This is a genomic window from Actinoplanes sichuanensis (assembly GCF_033097365.1).
In the GTDB taxonomy this organism is placed as follows: Bacteria; Actinomycetota; Actinomycetes; order Mycobacteriales; family Micromonosporaceae; genus Actinoplanes; species Actinoplanes sichuanensis.
The window spans coordinates 6332149-6346956 of record NZ_AP028461.1 but is presented as its reverse complement, the minus strand read 5'-3'; the positions used below and the strand labels follow the sequence as shown (position 1 = coordinate 6346956).

Sequence of the window (14808 nt, the reverse complement as noted above, 5' to 3'; positions counted from 1 at the left end):
GATCTTGGAAAGGACGTCCGCGCGGGCGGCGGTCAGCACTCAGGGCGGCCCAGGCGCCAGTAGCCCATGAACGCGACCGCGCGCCGGTCCACGCCGCACTCGGACACCAGGTGGCGGCGCAGCGTCTTGATCACCGCGGCCTCGCCGGCCAGCCACGCGTAGAAGCCGTCCGGGGTGCCCGCCGACTCCTCCGGGACCTCCCAGAGGATGTCGTGGTCGACGTCGACGTCCTCCAGGACGGCGGTCGCCGGGGCGGTGCAGTCGCCGAGCAGCGGCTGCGCCGCCTCGCGGACCGCCGGGATCAGCTTGACGCCGTGTTCGGCACCGTCGCGCGGCAGCCAGGTCACGGTGAAACCGGCCGGCTTGACGATCTCCAACTGGTCGCCCGACTCCGGCACCTCGAGCAGCGCGTGACCGACCGCGTCCTGCGGCAGGCGGGACAGGATCGACGCGATCGCCGGGACCGCGGTCTCGTCACCGACCAGCAGGATCCGGCGGGTCGCGGCCGGCGGGTGGAAGTCGATGCCACCGGAGACGCCGCCGAAGTCGGCGTTCGGGCCCATGATGCACATCCGCGAACCCGGACCGGCGGCCACCGCCCAGCGCGAGGCCGGGCCGTTCACCCCGTGCAGCACCATGTCGACGTCGATCTCACGCTGCTCGGCGCGGACGTTGCGCACCGTGTACGTCCGGATCGGGTTGCGCCGGTCGTCGGGCAGGCAGCGCCACCGCGTGTACCAGTCGGGGCCGGTCGGCAGGTGCTCGTGACCGGAGTCGGCCAGCGGCGGGATCAGTTTGATCCGCTGGTCCCACCCGTTGTCGGCGAACCGGTCCAGGTCGTCTCCGGTGAACGTCACCCGGAGGAAGTTCGGGCTCAGCCGGACGATGCGGGCGACCTCGACCGGGAAGAACCGGAACGGGGACGCCTCGGTCGGCACGACGGTCTGGGTCACGGCTCGCCTCCTCGTTTAGGTAACCCTAACCTAACCGTTGCTCCGGTCGGTGTCATCACCGGCCCCGGTCGCACCCCTTTCGCAACCATGACCATCCTGCGGTCCGGCTGCGGCGTGCCGATCAGAACGGTCCCAGGGCGCACCCGTGTGCCCTACCCGTGCGCCGCTCAGGCTCTCGAAGGAGATGACATGCCGCAGACCCCGTCCGCAACGACCACGGCACTGACGTTCAGCGACGCCGATGCCCTGCCGTGGCCCGCGGACGACTGGGCCGCGGCGCTCCAGCCGCCCACCGTCCTGATCGCCGACGACGACGGCGACGTCCGTGACCTGGTCGCCGTCAAGCTGCGCGCCGCCGGATACCGCATCCTCGAAGCCGACAACGGCCGCACCGCGATGTCACTCGCCGTGAACGAGCGCCCGTCACTGGTCCTGCTCGACGTCTCCATGCCCGGCCTGGACGGTCTCGGCTTCTGCTACGAACTGCACTCCTCCCCGCAGACCGCCCACATCCCGGTGATCATCATCAGCGGCCGCGGAACGCCGTCCGACATGATGCTCGGCGAGATGGTCGGCGCCGAGGACTACCTGGTCAAGCCCTTCGCCCCGGCGGAACTCCTGCGCCGCGTACAGCACCTGGTCCCCACCCACCCCTGACCACCGCCACGTCTCCGCGGCGATCTTGTGAGCTTCTGCCCTGGTGGTAGCCGCAACCTCACAAGATCGCCGGTGGGGTCAGACCCGGAATCGCTGAACGACCTCGCGGAGTTCGCCGGCCACCTGGGTGAGTTCGCCGACGGAGGATTCGGCTTCGCCGAGGGCGGCCGTGGTGGCGTGCGCGGCGCTGGCCACGGCGTTGATGTTGCCGGCGATGACGGAGCTGCCGTTGGCGGCCTCGCCGATGCTGCGGGACATCTCGTTGGTGGTGGCGGTCTGTTCCTCGACGGCGGAGGCGATCGTGACCTGGTAGTCGTTGATCTCGGAGATGATGCGGGAGATCTCCTGGATGGCGACCACGGCGCTGGACGTGTCGGCCTGGATCGCCTCGACGCGGCGGGCGATGTCCTCGGTGGCCTTCGCGGTCTCCTGGGCCAGATCCTTGACCTCGGTGGCGACCACGGCGAAGCCCTTGCCCAGCTCCCCGGCGCGCGCCGCCTCGATCGTCGCGTTCAGGGCGAGCAGGTTGGTCTGTTCGGCGATCGCGGTGATCACCTTGACCACGTTGCCGATCTCCTCCGACGACGTGCCGAGTTTGGCGACCGTGTCGTTGGTGGTCTGGGCGACTCCGACCGCGCTGGAGGCGACCTGGGCGGCGTTGTTGGCGTTCTCGGAGATCTCGCGGATGGAGGCGCCCATCTCGTCGGAGCCGGCGGCCACCGACTGGACGCTCGCCGAGACCTCGCCCGCGGTTCCGGCGACGAGTCCGGCCTGTTCGGAGGCCTCACGCGCCTCGGCGTCCAGGCGGGTGGTGACCGAGGTGAGGCGCTGGGTGACGTCGCTGAGCACCTCGGCGCCGTGGTTGAGCTGGCGGACGCTGGTGAGCAGCCCCTCCCGGGCGCGGTTGGTGGCTTCGGCCATCTGGCCGAGTTCGTCGCGGGAGCGGACCTCGGCGGGCACCGTCAGGTCGCCGTCGGCGACCGCCCGCAGAGCCGTGGAGACCGTTGCCAGCTGGCGTTTGATCAGGCGCATCACCCCGATACCGACGAATCCGGCGATCAGGAAGCCGACCGCGAGGCCGCCGAGCGTCATCCACAGGGCGCGGTGGTAGGCGTCGTTGCCCTCCTTGGCCATCGCGTCGGCGTCGGCCTCCTCGGCCGCCTGCAGGTCGTTCATGGCGTCGGCCATCCCGGTGTCGCCCTTGTTGAAGGCGGCGAGGATGTCCTGCGGGGCGGGCATCTCGAACCCGGCCGGCGGCGCCTCCTGGAAGATGATCACGTTGCTGAGGGCGCGGTGGTATTCGACGGCCTCGGTGAACGCGGCGAGTTTCTCCAGACGGTCGGTGGCTCCGGAGGCGGTCGCGATGTCGCGGTAGGCGGCGAGGGCGTCGTCGATCCGGGTGGCGGCCGCGTTCTTGTCGTCCAGACCCATCTGCTTGAGCTGAGGGTTGTCGCCGGTGGCGCCGGCGTTGTACTTGAGCGCACTGCGGAACCACTCGGTGAGCCCATACCGCATGTTCGCGATCAGTTCCATGCTGTCGACGTGCTGGTCCTTCATGTCCTGGAGGCTGTCGCGGAGGGTGGCGATCCGGGAGAGGGCGACCGCGGTGACGGCGACGGCGACGAGGGCCACGCAGGCGGCGGCGATCGTGCTCTTGAGCAGCAGGCTGCGGTCTCCGAGGACTCGTTCGAGCAGGGTTCGCCGCATGGCCTCACTGTAGGAGCCGGTACGGGTGATTTTCGGCAGATCGCCCAGGTAGGTCAGCGGCTGCCGTGTACCAGGGCGATGCTGCACCGGGCCCGGTGCAGCAGGTGCCGGCCGATCGACGGGCGCAGCGACATCCGCAGAGCCCGCCGGGCCCGGGCTCCGGCCACCACCAGCTGCGCGCCCGCCGCGGCCTCGGCCAGCACCTCACCGGGCCCGCCGACCAGGACCTCGGCGCTGACCCGGACCTGCGGGAACCGGCCGCGCCAGCAGTCCACCACGGCCTCCAGACGGCGGCGCTCGGCCGCGACCGCGTCCAGGTTGGCGTCGCAGAGCAGGTCGCCGCCGGGTGCCGGCCAGCCGTGCACGGCCCGGAGCGGGACCCCGCGGACCGCCGCCTGCTCGAAGGCGAACCCGAGGACCATGGCGGCGGCCGGCGAATCGTCCACACCGGCGACCACCGGGTCGGTGTCGCGGGGCTCGCCACGCACCACCACGACCGGGCAGCGGGCGTGCGCGCTCACCGAACCGCTGGTCGAGCCGAGCAGCGCCCGCACCGGCGAGTGCCGTGGCCCGCCGACCACCACGAGCGAGGCCTCGGCGCTGCGCTGGGCCAGAGCGACCGCGGCGGTGCCGTGCTCGACCCGGGTGCGCAGCCGGACACAGGGATGAGTGACGCCGGCGGTCTCCAGGGCTCGACCGAGCATCTCGCCGACCGCGCCGTCGGTGTCGGCGTCCGGATAGACGGCGGCGGCGGGCATCATCGCGGCGGCGGGGACATAACTGGGCCATTCGTACGCGTAGAGAAGCTCCACTGTGGCGCCGGTGCGCTGCGCCTCGTCGAGGGCCCACCGCGCGGCCTTGCGTGCGTCGGGCGAGCCGTCATAACCCACGACGATCCTCTGAGTGGCCACGGCGCCTCCTCCTGCGTCCTCCCCTGATCGTCGTGGGTCGGACTCACTTCTTCAAGACCGCCACGACGGCTTCGGCGACACCTGTCGACGAGGCCGGGTTCTGCCCGGTGACCAGGTTGCCGTCGGTGACCACGTGCGGCTGCCAGTCGGCGGCCCCACTGTGCTTCGCGCCGAGCTCCTCGAGGCGGCTCTGCAGCAGGAACGGCACCACCTCGGTGAGGCCGACCGCGGTCTCCTCGCTGTCGGTGAACGCCGCCACCCGTTTCCCGGCGACCAGGGCGGTGCCGTCGGAGAGGGTGAGCGCGGTGAGCGCGGCCGGACCGTGGCAGACCGCGGCCACCACACCGCCGCGTTCGTAGAGGTCACGGGCGAAGGTCGCCAGGCCGGGGTCGGACGGGAAGTCCCACATGGCGCCGTGGCCGCCGGCGAACAGCACCGCGTCGTAACCGGTCGGGTCGAGCTCGGCGAACGTCGGTGTGGCGGCCAGGGAGACCTGCTCGGTGAACTCCTTCTGGATCGGGTCGGACAGGTCGGCGCCGTCGACCGGGGGTTCGCCGCCGGCCACCGAGGCGAACTCGACGGTGTATCCGGCCTCGGTGAACACCTTCCACGGATGGGCCGCCTCGGGCAGGTAGTAGCCGGTGGACCGCAGGCCGCCCAGGTCGCCGTGACTGGTCAGGCCGATCAGGATCGTGTTCGTCGTCATGCTTGAACCATGCCCCCGCACAGCCATCGGGAACCAACAGAACTTCCGATGCCGGCCATAGGAATACTGATGGCATGCTCGATCTGCTGCACACGTTCCTGACCGTCTACCGCAGCGGCACGATGACCCGGGCGGCCGAGACACTCGGCCTCTCCCAACCGACCGTGACCGGGCAGCTGCGCAGTCTGGAGACCCGGATCGGGCAGCCGCTGTTCGTCCGCGGCGCACGCGGGGTGACGCCGACCGCGGCCGCCGACGACCTGGCCCGCCGCCTCGACGGCCCGATGGACGCGCTCGCCGCGGTGGCGTCCGGGCTGACCGGATCGCCGTCGGCCGGGCGGACCCTGCACCTGGGCGGGCCGGCCGAGCTGATGAGCGCCCGGGTGCTGCCCGCGTTGGCCGGGGTGATCGCCGACGGGACCGACGTGCGGGTCCGGCTCGGGCTGGCCGACGATCTGCTCGCCGAACTGTCCGACGGACGGCTCGACCTGGTGGTCAGCGCGATCCGCCCGCGACGGGCCGGGCTGCGCGCCGAGCCGCTCTGCGACGAGGAGTTCGTGCTGGTCGGCAGTTCCGACAAGGCGCCGGACCGGCTGCTCGCCTACGCCGAGGACCTGCCGATCATCAGACGCTGGTGGCGGCACGTGCACGGCACGCCGCCGCCGAGACGAGCGGTCCTGGTGGTGCCGGATCTGCGGGCGCTACGGGCGGCCGCGGTCGCCGGGATCGGCGCCACGGTGCTGCCCCGTTACCTGGTGGAGGAGGAGCTGCGGACCGGGGCGCTGGTCGACCTGATGCCCACCGAGGATCCGCCGATCAACACCCTCTACCTGGCCACCCGGACCGGCGCCCGGGATCTCGCCGAGGTCCGCGCGGTCCTCCTCGCGGCAGCCCGTAACTGGTGAACGTTACCGGGATCACCCATCCACGGTGCGGGATCGGAAACATGGAGTTGATCTGCGGCGGATATCGTCCTCGCGCCGGGCCTGGGTTTATCACCTGTTTATCAGTGTTGTTCAGGCTTAGCGGAGTACGCCCCGAGTACGCCAGTTTGAGGAGAAAACGCACAATGGCTGTCAAGGCCGAGTACCTCTGGGTCGACGGAACCCAGCCCACCGCGAAGCTGCGCTCCAAGACCAAGATCCTCGCCGCCGGCGAGAAGCCCGGCATCTGGGGCTTCGACGGATCGAGCACCAACCAGGCGCCCGGTGACAAGTCCGACTGCGTCCTCCAGCCGGTGTTCATCTGCCCCGACCCGATCCGCGGCGGCGACAACATCATCGTGCTGTGCGAGGTCGAGCTGATCGACGGCACCCCGCACCCGACCAACACCCGCGCCCCGCTGCGCGCGGTCGCCGAGAAGTACGCCGACCAGGAGTCGATCTTCGGCATCGAGCAGGAGTACACGTTCTTCAAGGACGGCCGTCCGCTCGGCTTCCCGGTCGGCGGCGGCTACCCGGCCCCGCAGGGCGGCTACTACTGCGGCGTCGGCGCGGACGAGGTCTTCGGCCGTGAGATCGTCGAGGAGCACATGGACGCGGTGCTCGCCGCGGGCCTGCACCTGTCCGGCATCAACGCCGAGGTCATGCCCGGCCAGTGGGAGTTCCAGATCGGCCCGGTCGGCGCCCCGCTGGTCGCCGACGAGCTGTGGGTGGCCCGCTGGCTGCTCTACCGCATCGCCGAGAAGCACGGCGTCTCCGCCACCCTCGACCCGAAGCCGGTCAAGGGCGACTGGAACGGTGCCGGTGCGCACACCAACTTCTCCACCAAGGCCATGCGTGAGGGCTACGACGCGATCATCGCGGGTGCCGAGGCCCTGGGCAAGAAGCGCCAGGAGCACGTCGACGGCTACGGCGCCGGCATCGACCAGCGCCTCACCGGTCTGCACGAGACCGCCCCGTGGACCGAGTACAGCTACGGCGTCTCCGACCGTGGCGCGTCGGTGCGTATCCCGTGGCAGGTCGCCAAGGACGGCAAGGGCTACATCGAGGACCGTCGCCCGAACGCGAACGTCGACCCGTACGTGGTCACCCGCCTGCTGATCGACACGATCTGCTCCGAGCTGGCCTGATCATCGTTTCGCGAAAGCCACCGCGCGTACGCTCGCGCGGTGGCTTTCGACGTTCTGCCGGGCGATTCCGCGTCGCCGGTGATTCTGCACGTTCCCCATTCCTCCCGGCAGATCGTGGAATCCGGCCTTTTTCCGGAAATCGTCGACGAGGAATTGGACCATCTCACCGACGCCCATACCGATCTGATCGCCCTTGGTGCGGCCGACCTGGCCGCCCGCCGACCGTGGATCTTCGTGAACCGGCTGTCCCGACTCGTCGTCGACCCCGAGCGGTTCCTCGAGGACGAGATGCTCGCCGTCGGCATGGGCCCGATCTACACCCACGGCCACGCGGGGCGACGGTTGCGCGCCGACGACACGTCCCGCGACGCGATGCTCCTGGAGACCGTCTTCCAGCCGTACGCCGAAGCGATGACCACACTCGTCGGGCGACGTCTGGCCGCCACCGGTCGGGCGCTGGTGCTCGACGTGCACTCCTACCCGACCGCCCGGCTGCCCTACGAACTGCACGGCGACGGCCCGCGCCCACCCGTCTGCCTCGGCACCGATCCGTTCCACACACCGGAGTCGCTGGTCGCCGCCGCCCGGGCCGCGTTCGGTGACACCGGCCTGGACAGCCCGTTCGCCGGCTGTTACGTCCCGCTCCAGTACCACCGCCGGGAGGCCGCGGTCCAGGCGCTGATGATCGAGATCCGCCGCGACCAGTACATGACCGAACCCGGCGGCCCGCCCACCGGCGGACTCGACCGGATCACCCGCGCCCTGGCCGCCCTGGTCGACACCGTCGATCCGGTCCCTCCGACGGGGCGACCGGCGATCACCCCGATTTCGTGGCAAGGATGACATGATGGCCGGGGCAGGCGGAGCGCCGCCGGGGAGGATACGGCGATCGATGGCGAACTTCGAGGCGAGGACCTCCGCCGCGAGCGGTCGGATCACCGTGTCCCTGACCGGCGAGTGCGACCTCGCCGCACGTGACCATCTGACCGCCGTCCTGCTCGACGCCGTGCACCGCTCCCGGGCCGTCTTCGTCGACTTCACCGGCCTCACCTTCATCGACTCCAGCGGCGTGCACAGCCTGGTCACCGCCCATCACGCGGCCAAACAGACGGGCGGCCACGTCTACGTGATCAACGCGGTCGGCCCGGTCGCCGCGGTCCTCGAGATCACCGGCCTGGACACTCTGCTTCGTGCCCCGGCCGAAGAGCGCCGTCATGTCTGACCTCTACGCCGAGGCCGTCGACGGCATGTCCTACGAGGTCCCCGACGATCTGCGCCGGGTCCGCGCCTTCGTCACCGAGCGGGCACTGGCCCTCGGTCTGCCCGAGGCCCGCATCGAGGTGCTCACGCTCGCCGTCAGCGAGCTCACCACCAACACGCTCCAGCACACCAGCGGCGGCGGCCACATCCGGGTCTGGGCCGAGGAGGGCCGTCTGGTCTGCGACGTCGTCGACAAGGGCTCGGACCGCCCGTTCGGTCGCAGCATGCCGTCGGCCGAAGCGGTCCGCGGCCGGGGCCTGGCCATCGTCGAGCGGGTCTGCGACTCCGTGTACACCGCGGCGGTGCCCGGCGGAACCCTCGTACGGATCTGTCTCAATCTCTGAAGTTTCGGTTGTCGCCCGGCCGGTGCGGCATCTACACGGGTGTCCCTTCCCCCGCATCCCCATGCGAAAGGAACATCCCCGTGTCCTTCTCCTCACGAACCCGGCGTGTCCTGCTCGCCGTCGCCGTGCCGACCGTCGCGGTTCCGGTCGGCATCGTGGTGGTGTCGCTGCTGCCGGCGGCCGCGGCGACCACCCCGGTCGCCGGTGGCGTCTACACGCTGGCCTCCGGTTCCAGCGGCAAGTGCGTCGACGTCACCGGCGCCTCCACCGACAACTCGGCCCTGCTGGTCCAGGTCGCCTGCAACGCCGCGGCCACCGACCAGCAGTGGACGGCCGTGGCCCGGGCCGGCGGCCAGTTCAACCTGGCCAACGGCAACAGCGGCCGCTGCATCGACGTACCGAGCTCCAGCACCACCTCCGGCGTTCAGCTCCAGCAGTACGGCTGTGGTGACGGCCTGAAGACCAACCAGCTCTGGACCTTCGCCGCCTCCACCGCGGCCTCCGGGAAGTTCCTGGTCAAGAGCGTCGCCACCGGCCTGTGCATCAGCAACAAGGACGGCTCCACCGCCGGCAACAACCCGATCGTGCAGGAGACCTGCTCGGACATCGCCCGCCAGCAGTGGTCGTTCAACCACGTCTCCGGGCCGACCGCCACCCCGACGACACCCCCGGCCACCGGCGGCCGCCAGATGGAGGACCTAGACCGCGGCGTGATCAGCGTCCGGTCGGGTAGCGCCAACCTGGTGTCGTGGCGGCTGCTCGGCACCGAGGCGTCGTCGACGGGCTTCAACGTCTACCGCGCGGGTACCAAGGTGAACTCGTCGCCGATCACCAACTCGACGAACTACCTCGACTCCGGTGCGGCCGCCGGCGCCTCCTACACGGTCCGGGCCGTCGTCAACGGCACCGAACAGGGCGACTCGCCGGCGTCGCTGAGCTTCGCCAACGGCTACCTCGACGTCAAGCTGCAGGTCCCGGCCGGTGGCACCACACCGGACGGCGTCGCCTACACCTACTCGGCCAACGACGCCTCGGTCGGGGACGCCGACGGCGACGGCGACTACGAGATCTTCGTCAAGTGGGACCCGTCCAACTCCAAGGACAACTCGCAGTCCGGGTACACCGGCAACGTCTTCGTCGACGCCTACACCCTGCAGGGCACCCGTCTCTGGCGCATCGACCTGGGCCGCAACATCCGGGCGGGCGCGCATTACACCCAGTTCCAGGTGTACGACTACGACGGCGACGGCAAAGCGGAGATCGCGATGAAGACCGCCGACGGGACGGTCTCCGGCACCGGCGTCACCATCGGCTCGTCGAGCGCCGACTACCGCAACTCCTCCGGTTACATCCTGTCCGGTCCCGAGTACCTGACCATGTTCAGTGGCCAGACCGGCGCCGCGCTCTCCACGGTCGATTACAAGCCGGCCCGCGGCACCGTGTCGTCGTGGGGTGACAGCTACGGCAACCGGGTCGACCGGTTCCTGGCCGGCACCGCCTACCTCGACGGGCAGCGGCCCAGCCTGATCATGGCCCGTGGCTACTACACCCGCGCCGTGGTCGCCGCCTGGGACTTCCGCAACGGCACCCTGACCAGCCGCTGGACCTACGACTCGGGCAACAGCAACGTCGGCGCCTACGGCCAGGGCAACCACCAGCTGTCGATCGCGGACACCGACGCCGACGGCAAGGACGAGATCATCTACGGCGCCGCGGCGATCAACGACAACGGCACCCTGATGTGGCGCAGCGGCCTCGGTCACGGCGACGCGCTGCACGTCGGCGACCTCATCCCGGCCCGCGCCGGCCTCGAGGTGTACCGCCCGTCCGAGTCCACCTCCCAGCCGACCGACGCGATGCTCGACGGCCGTACCGGCGCCGTGATCTGGTCCCACGCCTCCTGCGGCTGCGACAACGGCCGTGCGGTCGCGGGCGACGTCTACGCCGGCAGCCCCGGAGCCGAGGCCTGGTCGTCGTCGGTGTCCACGCTGTCCAGCACCACGGGCGCCGGCATCGGCCGCAAGCCGTCGTCGACCAACTTCCTCGCCTGGTGGGACGCCGACCCGGTCCGTGAACTGGTCGACGCCACCCGTGTCGACAAGTACGGCACGAGCGCCGACACCCGTCTGCTCACCGCCTCCGGGGTGGCCTCCAACAACAGCACCAAGCAGACCCCCGCCATCTCCGGCGACCTGCTGGGCGACTGGCGCGAGGAGATCGTCTGGCGCCTGTCCGACTCGTCGGCGCTGCGCATCTACAGCACCCCGACGGTCACCGACCGCCGCATCCACACGCTGGTGCACGACTCGCAGTACCGGGTGGCGCTGGCCTGGCAGAACACCGCCTACAACCAGCCGCCGCACCCGAGCTTCTTCCTCGGCGACGGCATGGCCACCCCGCCCCAGCCGAACATCTACGTCCGCTGATCCCTCGCGGGCGGGCCCGGCGAAATGACGTGCCGGGCCCGCCCGCGAGGGTCCATCATGGTCCGCGTGACCGCGGCCGACCTCCTGGTGGACATCACGGCGGCCGGTCGCCCGGCGCTGCGCGTCGAGGCGGCCGGCCGGAGCCTCCTGCTGATCCGCCAGGGCGACGAACCGGTCGTCATCGCCCGGGTCGAAGACGACCACTACGGCGTCGAGTACGTACGCACCGATCGGTACCGGTCACCGGTCCCACCGCTGCGGGCCGACCACGCGGCCCGTGTGGCGGCCGGCGGCGAAGCCGACTGGTGGACCCGGTGGGCCCATCACTTCCGGTCGGAGCTGCGCGACGGGCCACTGCACGCCGGTCGCTGGCTGATCAGCTCGCGGATCCCGCGGCTGCAGTCCGGGCTGTGGCGCTGGGAGGTGCTCGGCGCCGACCGCGGCTACCTGGAATGGGTCGGCGACTGGCCGGTGCTGCCGCTGCGCGCCCTGTCCGGCGTGGACCACGGCCGGGTCAAGGCCTACCGCAGACAGGCCCGGGACGGGATCCTCCCGCCGGTGCTGCTCTGGTGGGTCAGCGGCCTGGTCGGCTACGTGGTGGTGGACGGGCACGACCGGCTGGCCGCCGCGCTCGCCGAGGACCGCAAGCCGCCGCTGCTCGCGCTCACTCTCGTCGACCGGGCGGAGACCGCCGCGTCCGAGCGGGCGCTGGTCGACCGGTACCTGGCGAACGAGGCACGGATGCGACGTCACCCGGGTACCGCCGCCGCCCTGACCGTTCTCGGACAGTGCTTCGGCAAGGACCTGTGGGCGGCGGCGCGGCGGGAGGGCCGCACCCGGGCGTGGCCGCTGCCCGGCGGAACCCCGGCGTGGACCCGCCTGGCCGCCCGGCACGCACCGGACCTCGCCGGGCTCGCCGACCGGTGACCCGGCCGGATCCCCCGCGAGCGCCGGGTCAGATGACGCGGAGAGCCAGGGTGCAGGTGTCGTCGTCGGGGCTCGGGGCGTGCAGCAGGCGATGGAGGCGGGGCAGCAGCTCGGCGTCCGGGGCGGCGGAGATCGTCGCCAGGTGGTCGCGGACCTGCGCGGTACGGCCGTCGGTGCCGTCGTCACGTCGTTCGACCAGGCCGTCGGTGTAGAGGAGGAGCAGGTCGCCGGGGCACAGACGGGTGGTGGCCGTCGGGAAGTCGATCTCCGGTTCGGCTCCGAGCAGCAGGCCCGGCGGACGTTCCAGCTCGGTGGTGTGCCCGTCGCGGGCCAGCAGCGGAGACAGGTGGCCGGCCCGCGCCCAGGGCAGGTCACGGGTCCGCGGGTCGTAGATCGCGATCAGCGCGGTGCCGGTGATCTCGAGTTGCGCGCACAGACGGTTCATGTGGCGCAGCAGCTCACCCGGGTTGCGGATGCCGATCGACAACCACGCCACCAGGGCGAACCGCAGGTGTGCCATACCGCTGGCCGCTTCCAGCCCATGGCCGGCCACATCGCCGATCGCCAGGGCGACCAGGCCGTCCGGCAGGGTCTGCGCGTGGTACCAGTCGCCGCCCACCCGGATGGCGCTCTCCGCCGGCAGATAACTGACCATCGCCTCCAGGCCGGCCAGCGCGAACGGCGCCAGGGGCACCGGCTGGATCATGGTCTGCAACTGCCCGGCCAGGCGGTGCTCGGCCAGGGCGGTCATCTCCCGGGTCCGCAGGCGGTCGCTCAACGACTCGATCTCGGTACGGGAGTCGACCCGCGCCGTCACGTCCTGGACCACCGCGTAGATCTTCACCGGTGTGCCGGACGCGTCGCGGGCCACGTCGGACAGGATCCGCAGGTGCTTGACCCGATCGCCGGTACGGAAACGGACCGTCACGTCCGAGGTCGCGCCACTGTCCAGGGTCTGCCAGGCAGCCTCGGCGATACCCCGGTCCTCCGGCAGCATGGCCCGGGCCTGATCCGTGCGTGGCAGGGGCCCGTCCGCCGGATCGCGCTCGAAGATCGGATACATGCCCGGGGACCAGTCGGTGCGGCCGGTCGTCAGGTCGTACTCGGACCAGCCGAGACTGCCGAGCGCCTCGGTGTGCTCCAGGCGGCGCTGGTATTCGTCCACCCGCTGCCACCAGATCAGGAGTCCGCCCAGCACCCGGTAGACGCTGATCTCGAACCGGGACTCGGCGATCACGCCCGAGCGGCTCTCCTCGAACCGGAACTCGTCCATCCGGCCGGGTGTGCCGGTGGTCATCACCTCGACGTACAGATTCCACAGCGGACCGCCGATCAGCTGCGGATACAGCTCGCCGAGCAGACTGTCGATGCGTTGGGTGCCCCGGCCGAAGACATCCCGGATCCGGTCGCTGGTCGCGGCGATCCGGAAATCCACGATCGTGTCGTCCGGCCCGTGGACGGGCACCAGCCAGGTGCAGCCCACCGGAATCGCGGCGAGCAGTTCCCGCACCACGGCCTCATCCGCCATCCGGGCAGCCTATCGGTGGAACGCTCCCAACGGACCCCTTCACCGTCGCCACCCACCGGTGAGTCGGCGGCCGGCCCGGCGGTCGCGTCGCGGCCTGCGGGATTCGGTCGGCTCGCGTGACGGGGCGGTGCGCTTACCGGCCGTACCGGATGAGGGTCTGCAGGAACGCCGCGTTGGAGGTGCTGGAGCGCAGCTGTTTGAGGAAGCCCGGCATCGCGTCGCGGGGGTTGCCGTTGGTCAGGGCCCGGCGGAGCTGGGTGATCGGTGCGAGTTCGGCCGGATGCAGCAGGGCCTCGTCGTGGCGGGTGCCGGAGGCGGCCACGTCGATCGCCGGGAAGACGCGGGATTCGGCCAGGCCGCGGTCCAGTTTGAGGTCGGCGTTTCCGGTGCTCTTCAGTTCTTCGAAGATCAGGTTGTCCATGGCCGAGCCGGTTTCCACCAGGGCGGAGGCGATGATCGTCACCGAGCCCCCGGACTCCAGCGCCCGAGCGGCTCCCAACAGGCGTTTCGGTGGATGCAGGGCGCTGGTGTCCAGACCGCCGGAGAGGGTGCGGCCGCGTGCCGGGGCGGCCAGGTTGTACGCGCGGGCCAGGCGGGTCAGCGAGTCGAGCAGCAGAACCACGTCGTCGCCCTGTTCGGCCAGGCGTTTCGCGCGTTCGACGGCCAGTTCGGCCACCGCGATGTGCTCGTGAGGCGGCCGATCGAAGGGAGAGGCGACGACCTCGCCCTTCACGGTGCGGGCCATGTCGGTCACCTCCTCGGGGCGTTCGTCGACCAGCAGGACCATCAGGTGGCATTCGGGGTGGTTGCGGGTGACCGCGTGGGCGATGTCGTGCAGGATCGTGGTCTTTCCGGCCTTCGGGGGTGCGGCGATGATCGCCCGCTGGCCCTTGCCGATCGGCATGACCAGGTCGATCACCCGGGTGGTCAGTCGGTTCGGGTCGGTTTCCAGACGCAGGCGGTCGTGCGGGTGCAGCGAGGTGGCCTGGTAGAAGTCGGTGCGATGGCTCGGCGGGCGGTCGTTGACCGAGCTGAGATGCAGTTTTCGGTCGGGCGTGAACCGGCCGGTCACCCGGTCGCCCCGGCGAAGGTGCAGGCGGCGGACTTCGCCGCGGGCCAGCGGCAGGTCGGTGGCGGCGGGGGCGTAGCCGTGCGGTCGCAGGCAGGCCCGGTCGTCGATGATGTCGACCAGGGCGTCGACGGGTTGGAATTCGGACATTGCGCTACTCGATTCTGGGATGGGTGCGTCGGAGCCGGCGCGCGGCGGAATGCCGGCCGGTCTCGGTCGAACGCCGAGGGAGGAAGGCGCCTCGGGGCC

14 protein-coding genes are annotated in these 14808 nt (G+C 71.0%); 8 read left to right on the top strand and 6 right to left on the bottom strand.

Features of this window, described 5'->3' with window-relative positions; all coding sequences use genetic code 11:
• Positions 1 to 32: 32 nt before the first annotated feature.
• Positions 33 to 953 carry a siderophore-interacting protein gene (locus tag Q0Z83_RS29215; RefSeq protein WP_317786433.1) on the bottom strand — a complete coding sequence of 307 codons (921 nt, stop codon included), beginning with the start codon at positions 951 to 953 and terminating at the stop codon, positions 33 to 35.
• Between the two features lie 189 nt (positions 954 to 1142).
• Here Q0Z83_RS29215 and Q0Z83_RS29210 point away from each other — a divergent pair, with 189 nt between their 5' ends.
• Entirely contained in the window at positions 1143 to 1610 is a 468-nt protein-coding gene (locus Q0Z83_RS29210; protein ID WP_317786432.1) for a response regulator, read from the top strand.
• 78 nt (positions 1611 to 1688) lie between these two features.
• Here the strand turns inward: Q0Z83_RS29210 and Q0Z83_RS29205 are convergent, their stop codons facing one another.
• Genes Q0Z83_RS29205 through Q0Z83_RS29195 form a run of 3 tightly spaced genes read right to left on the bottom strand, consistent with a single transcriptional unit; the run spans position 1689 to position 4934 of the window.
• Positions 1689 to 3317, bottom strand: coding sequence for a methyl-accepting chemotaxis protein (locus tag Q0Z83_RS29205; RefSeq protein ID WP_317786431.1), 1629 nt, complete (start codon positions 3315 to 3317; stop codon positions 1689 to 1691).
• Between the two features lie 53 nt (positions 3318 to 3370).
• Entirely contained in the window at positions 3371 to 4228 is an 858-nt protein-coding gene (locus Q0Z83_RS29200; RefSeq protein WP_317786430.1) for a universal stress protein, read from the bottom strand.
• Between the two features lie 43 nt (positions 4229 to 4271).
• A complete protein-coding gene (locus Q0Z83_RS29195) occupies positions 4272 to 4934 on the bottom strand; it encodes a type 1 glutamine amidotransferase domain-containing protein (protein ID WP_317786429.1) in 663 nt (220 codons plus the stop codon).
• 74 nt (positions 4935 to 5008) lie between these two features.
• On the opposite strand from Q0Z83_RS29195, the gene Q0Z83_RS29190 reads away from it, so the two are divergent.
• The 7 genes from Q0Z83_RS29190 (at position 5009) to Q0Z83_RS29160 (ending at position 11962) form a co-directional block, all read left to right on the top strand.
• Positions 5009 to 5839 carry a LysR family transcriptional regulator gene (locus tag Q0Z83_RS29190; protein WP_317786428.1) on the top strand — a complete coding sequence of 277 codons (831 nt, stop codon included), beginning with the start codon at positions 5009 to 5011 and terminating at the stop codon, positions 5837 to 5839.
• Positions 5840 to 6003: 164 nt separating this feature from the next.
• Positions 6004 to 7005 carry a glutamine synthetase gene (gene glnII, locus Q0Z83_RS29185; RefSeq protein ID WP_317786427.1) on the top strand — a complete coding sequence of 334 codons (1002 nt, stop codon included), beginning with the start codon at positions 6004 to 6006 and terminating at the stop codon, positions 7003 to 7005.
• 39 nt (positions 7006 to 7044) lie between these two features.
• Positions 7045 to 7848, top strand: coding sequence for an N-formylglutamate amidohydrolase (locus tag Q0Z83_RS29180; protein WP_317786426.1), 804 nt, complete (start codon positions 7045 to 7047; stop codon positions 7846 to 7848).
• 49 nt (positions 7849 to 7897) lie between these two features.
• Positions 7898 to 8227 (top strand): STAS domain-containing protein, encoded by a 330-nt coding sequence (locus Q0Z83_RS29175; RefSeq protein WP_317786425.1) that lies wholly within the window; start codon positions 7898 to 7900, stop codon positions 8225 to 8227.
• A complete protein-coding gene (locus tag Q0Z83_RS29170) occupies positions 8220 to 8609 on the top strand; it encodes an ATP-binding protein (RefSeq protein WP_317786424.1) in 390 nt (129 codons plus the stop codon). Before Q0Z83_RS29175 ends, Q0Z83_RS29170 begins: the two co-directional genes overlap by 8 nt.
• Positions 8610 to 8689: 80 nt before the next feature.
• Positions 8690 to 11035 (top strand): rhamnogalacturonan lyase family protein, encoded by a 2346-nt coding sequence (locus tag Q0Z83_RS29165; RefSeq protein ID WP_317786423.1) that lies wholly within the window; start codon positions 8690 to 8692, stop codon positions 11033 to 11035.
• A 66-nt stretch (positions 11036 to 11101) separates the two neighbouring features.
• Positions 11102 to 11962 carry a hypothetical protein gene (locus Q0Z83_RS29160; RefSeq protein WP_317786422.1) on the top strand — a complete coding sequence of 287 codons (861 nt, stop codon included), beginning with the start codon at positions 11102 to 11104 and terminating at the stop codon, positions 11960 to 11962.
• Between the two features lie 28 nt (positions 11963 to 11990).
• On the opposite strand, the gene Q0Z83_RS29155 is transcribed toward Q0Z83_RS29160, so the two are convergent.
• Together Q0Z83_RS29155 and rho are read right to left on the bottom strand one after the other, a co-directional pair.
• Positions 11991 to 13490 (bottom strand): PP2C family protein-serine/threonine phosphatase, encoded by a 1500-nt coding sequence (locus Q0Z83_RS29155; protein ID WP_317786421.1) that lies wholly within the window; start codon positions 13488 to 13490, stop codon positions 11991 to 11993.
• Between the two features lie 133 nt (positions 13491 to 13623).
• Positions 13624 to 14709 carry a transcription termination factor Rho gene (gene rho, locus Q0Z83_RS29150; protein ID WP_317786420.1) on the bottom strand — a complete coding sequence of 362 codons (1086 nt, stop codon included), beginning with the start codon at positions 14707 to 14709 and terminating at the stop codon, positions 13624 to 13626.
• Positions 14710 to 14808: the final 99 nt, after the last annotated feature.

Bases quoted from the DNA above. Each gene is read 5' to 3' on its own strand.
- Q0Z83_RS29210 (WP_317786432.1), top strand. From the start codon at position 1,143: ATGCCGCAGACCCCGTCCGCAACGACCACGGCACTGACGTTCAGCGAC.
- Q0Z83_RS29205 (WP_317786431.1), bottom strand. From the start codon at position 3,317: ATGCGGCGAACCCTGCTCGAACGAGTCCTCGGAGACCGCAGCCTGCTG.
- Q0Z83_RS29195 (WP_317786429.1), bottom strand. From the start codon at position 4,934: ATGACGACGAACACGATCCTGATCGGCCTGACCAGTCACGGCGACCTG.
- Q0Z83_RS29190 (WP_317786428.1), top strand. From the start codon at position 5,009: ATGCTCGATCTGCTGCACACGTTCCTGACCGTCTACCGCAGCGGCACG.
- glnII (WP_317786427.1), top strand. From the start codon at position 6,004: ATGGCTGTCAAGGCCGAGTACCTCTGGGTCGACGGAACCCAGCCCACC.
- Q0Z83_RS29175 (WP_317786425.1), top strand. From the start codon at position 7,898: ATGGCGAACTTCGAGGCGAGGACCTCCGCCGCGAGCGGTCGGATCACC.
- Q0Z83_RS29170 (WP_317786424.1), top strand. From the start codon at position 8,220: ATGTCTGACCTCTACGCCGAGGCCGTCGACGGCATGTCCTACGAGGTC.
- Q0Z83_RS29155 (WP_317786421.1), bottom strand. From the start codon at position 13,490: ATGGCGGATGAGGCCGTGGTGCGGGAACTGCTCGCCGCGATTCCGGTG.
- rho (WP_317786420.1), bottom strand. From the start codon at position 14,709: ATGTCCGAATTCCAACCCGTCGACGCCCTGGTCGACATCATCGACGAC.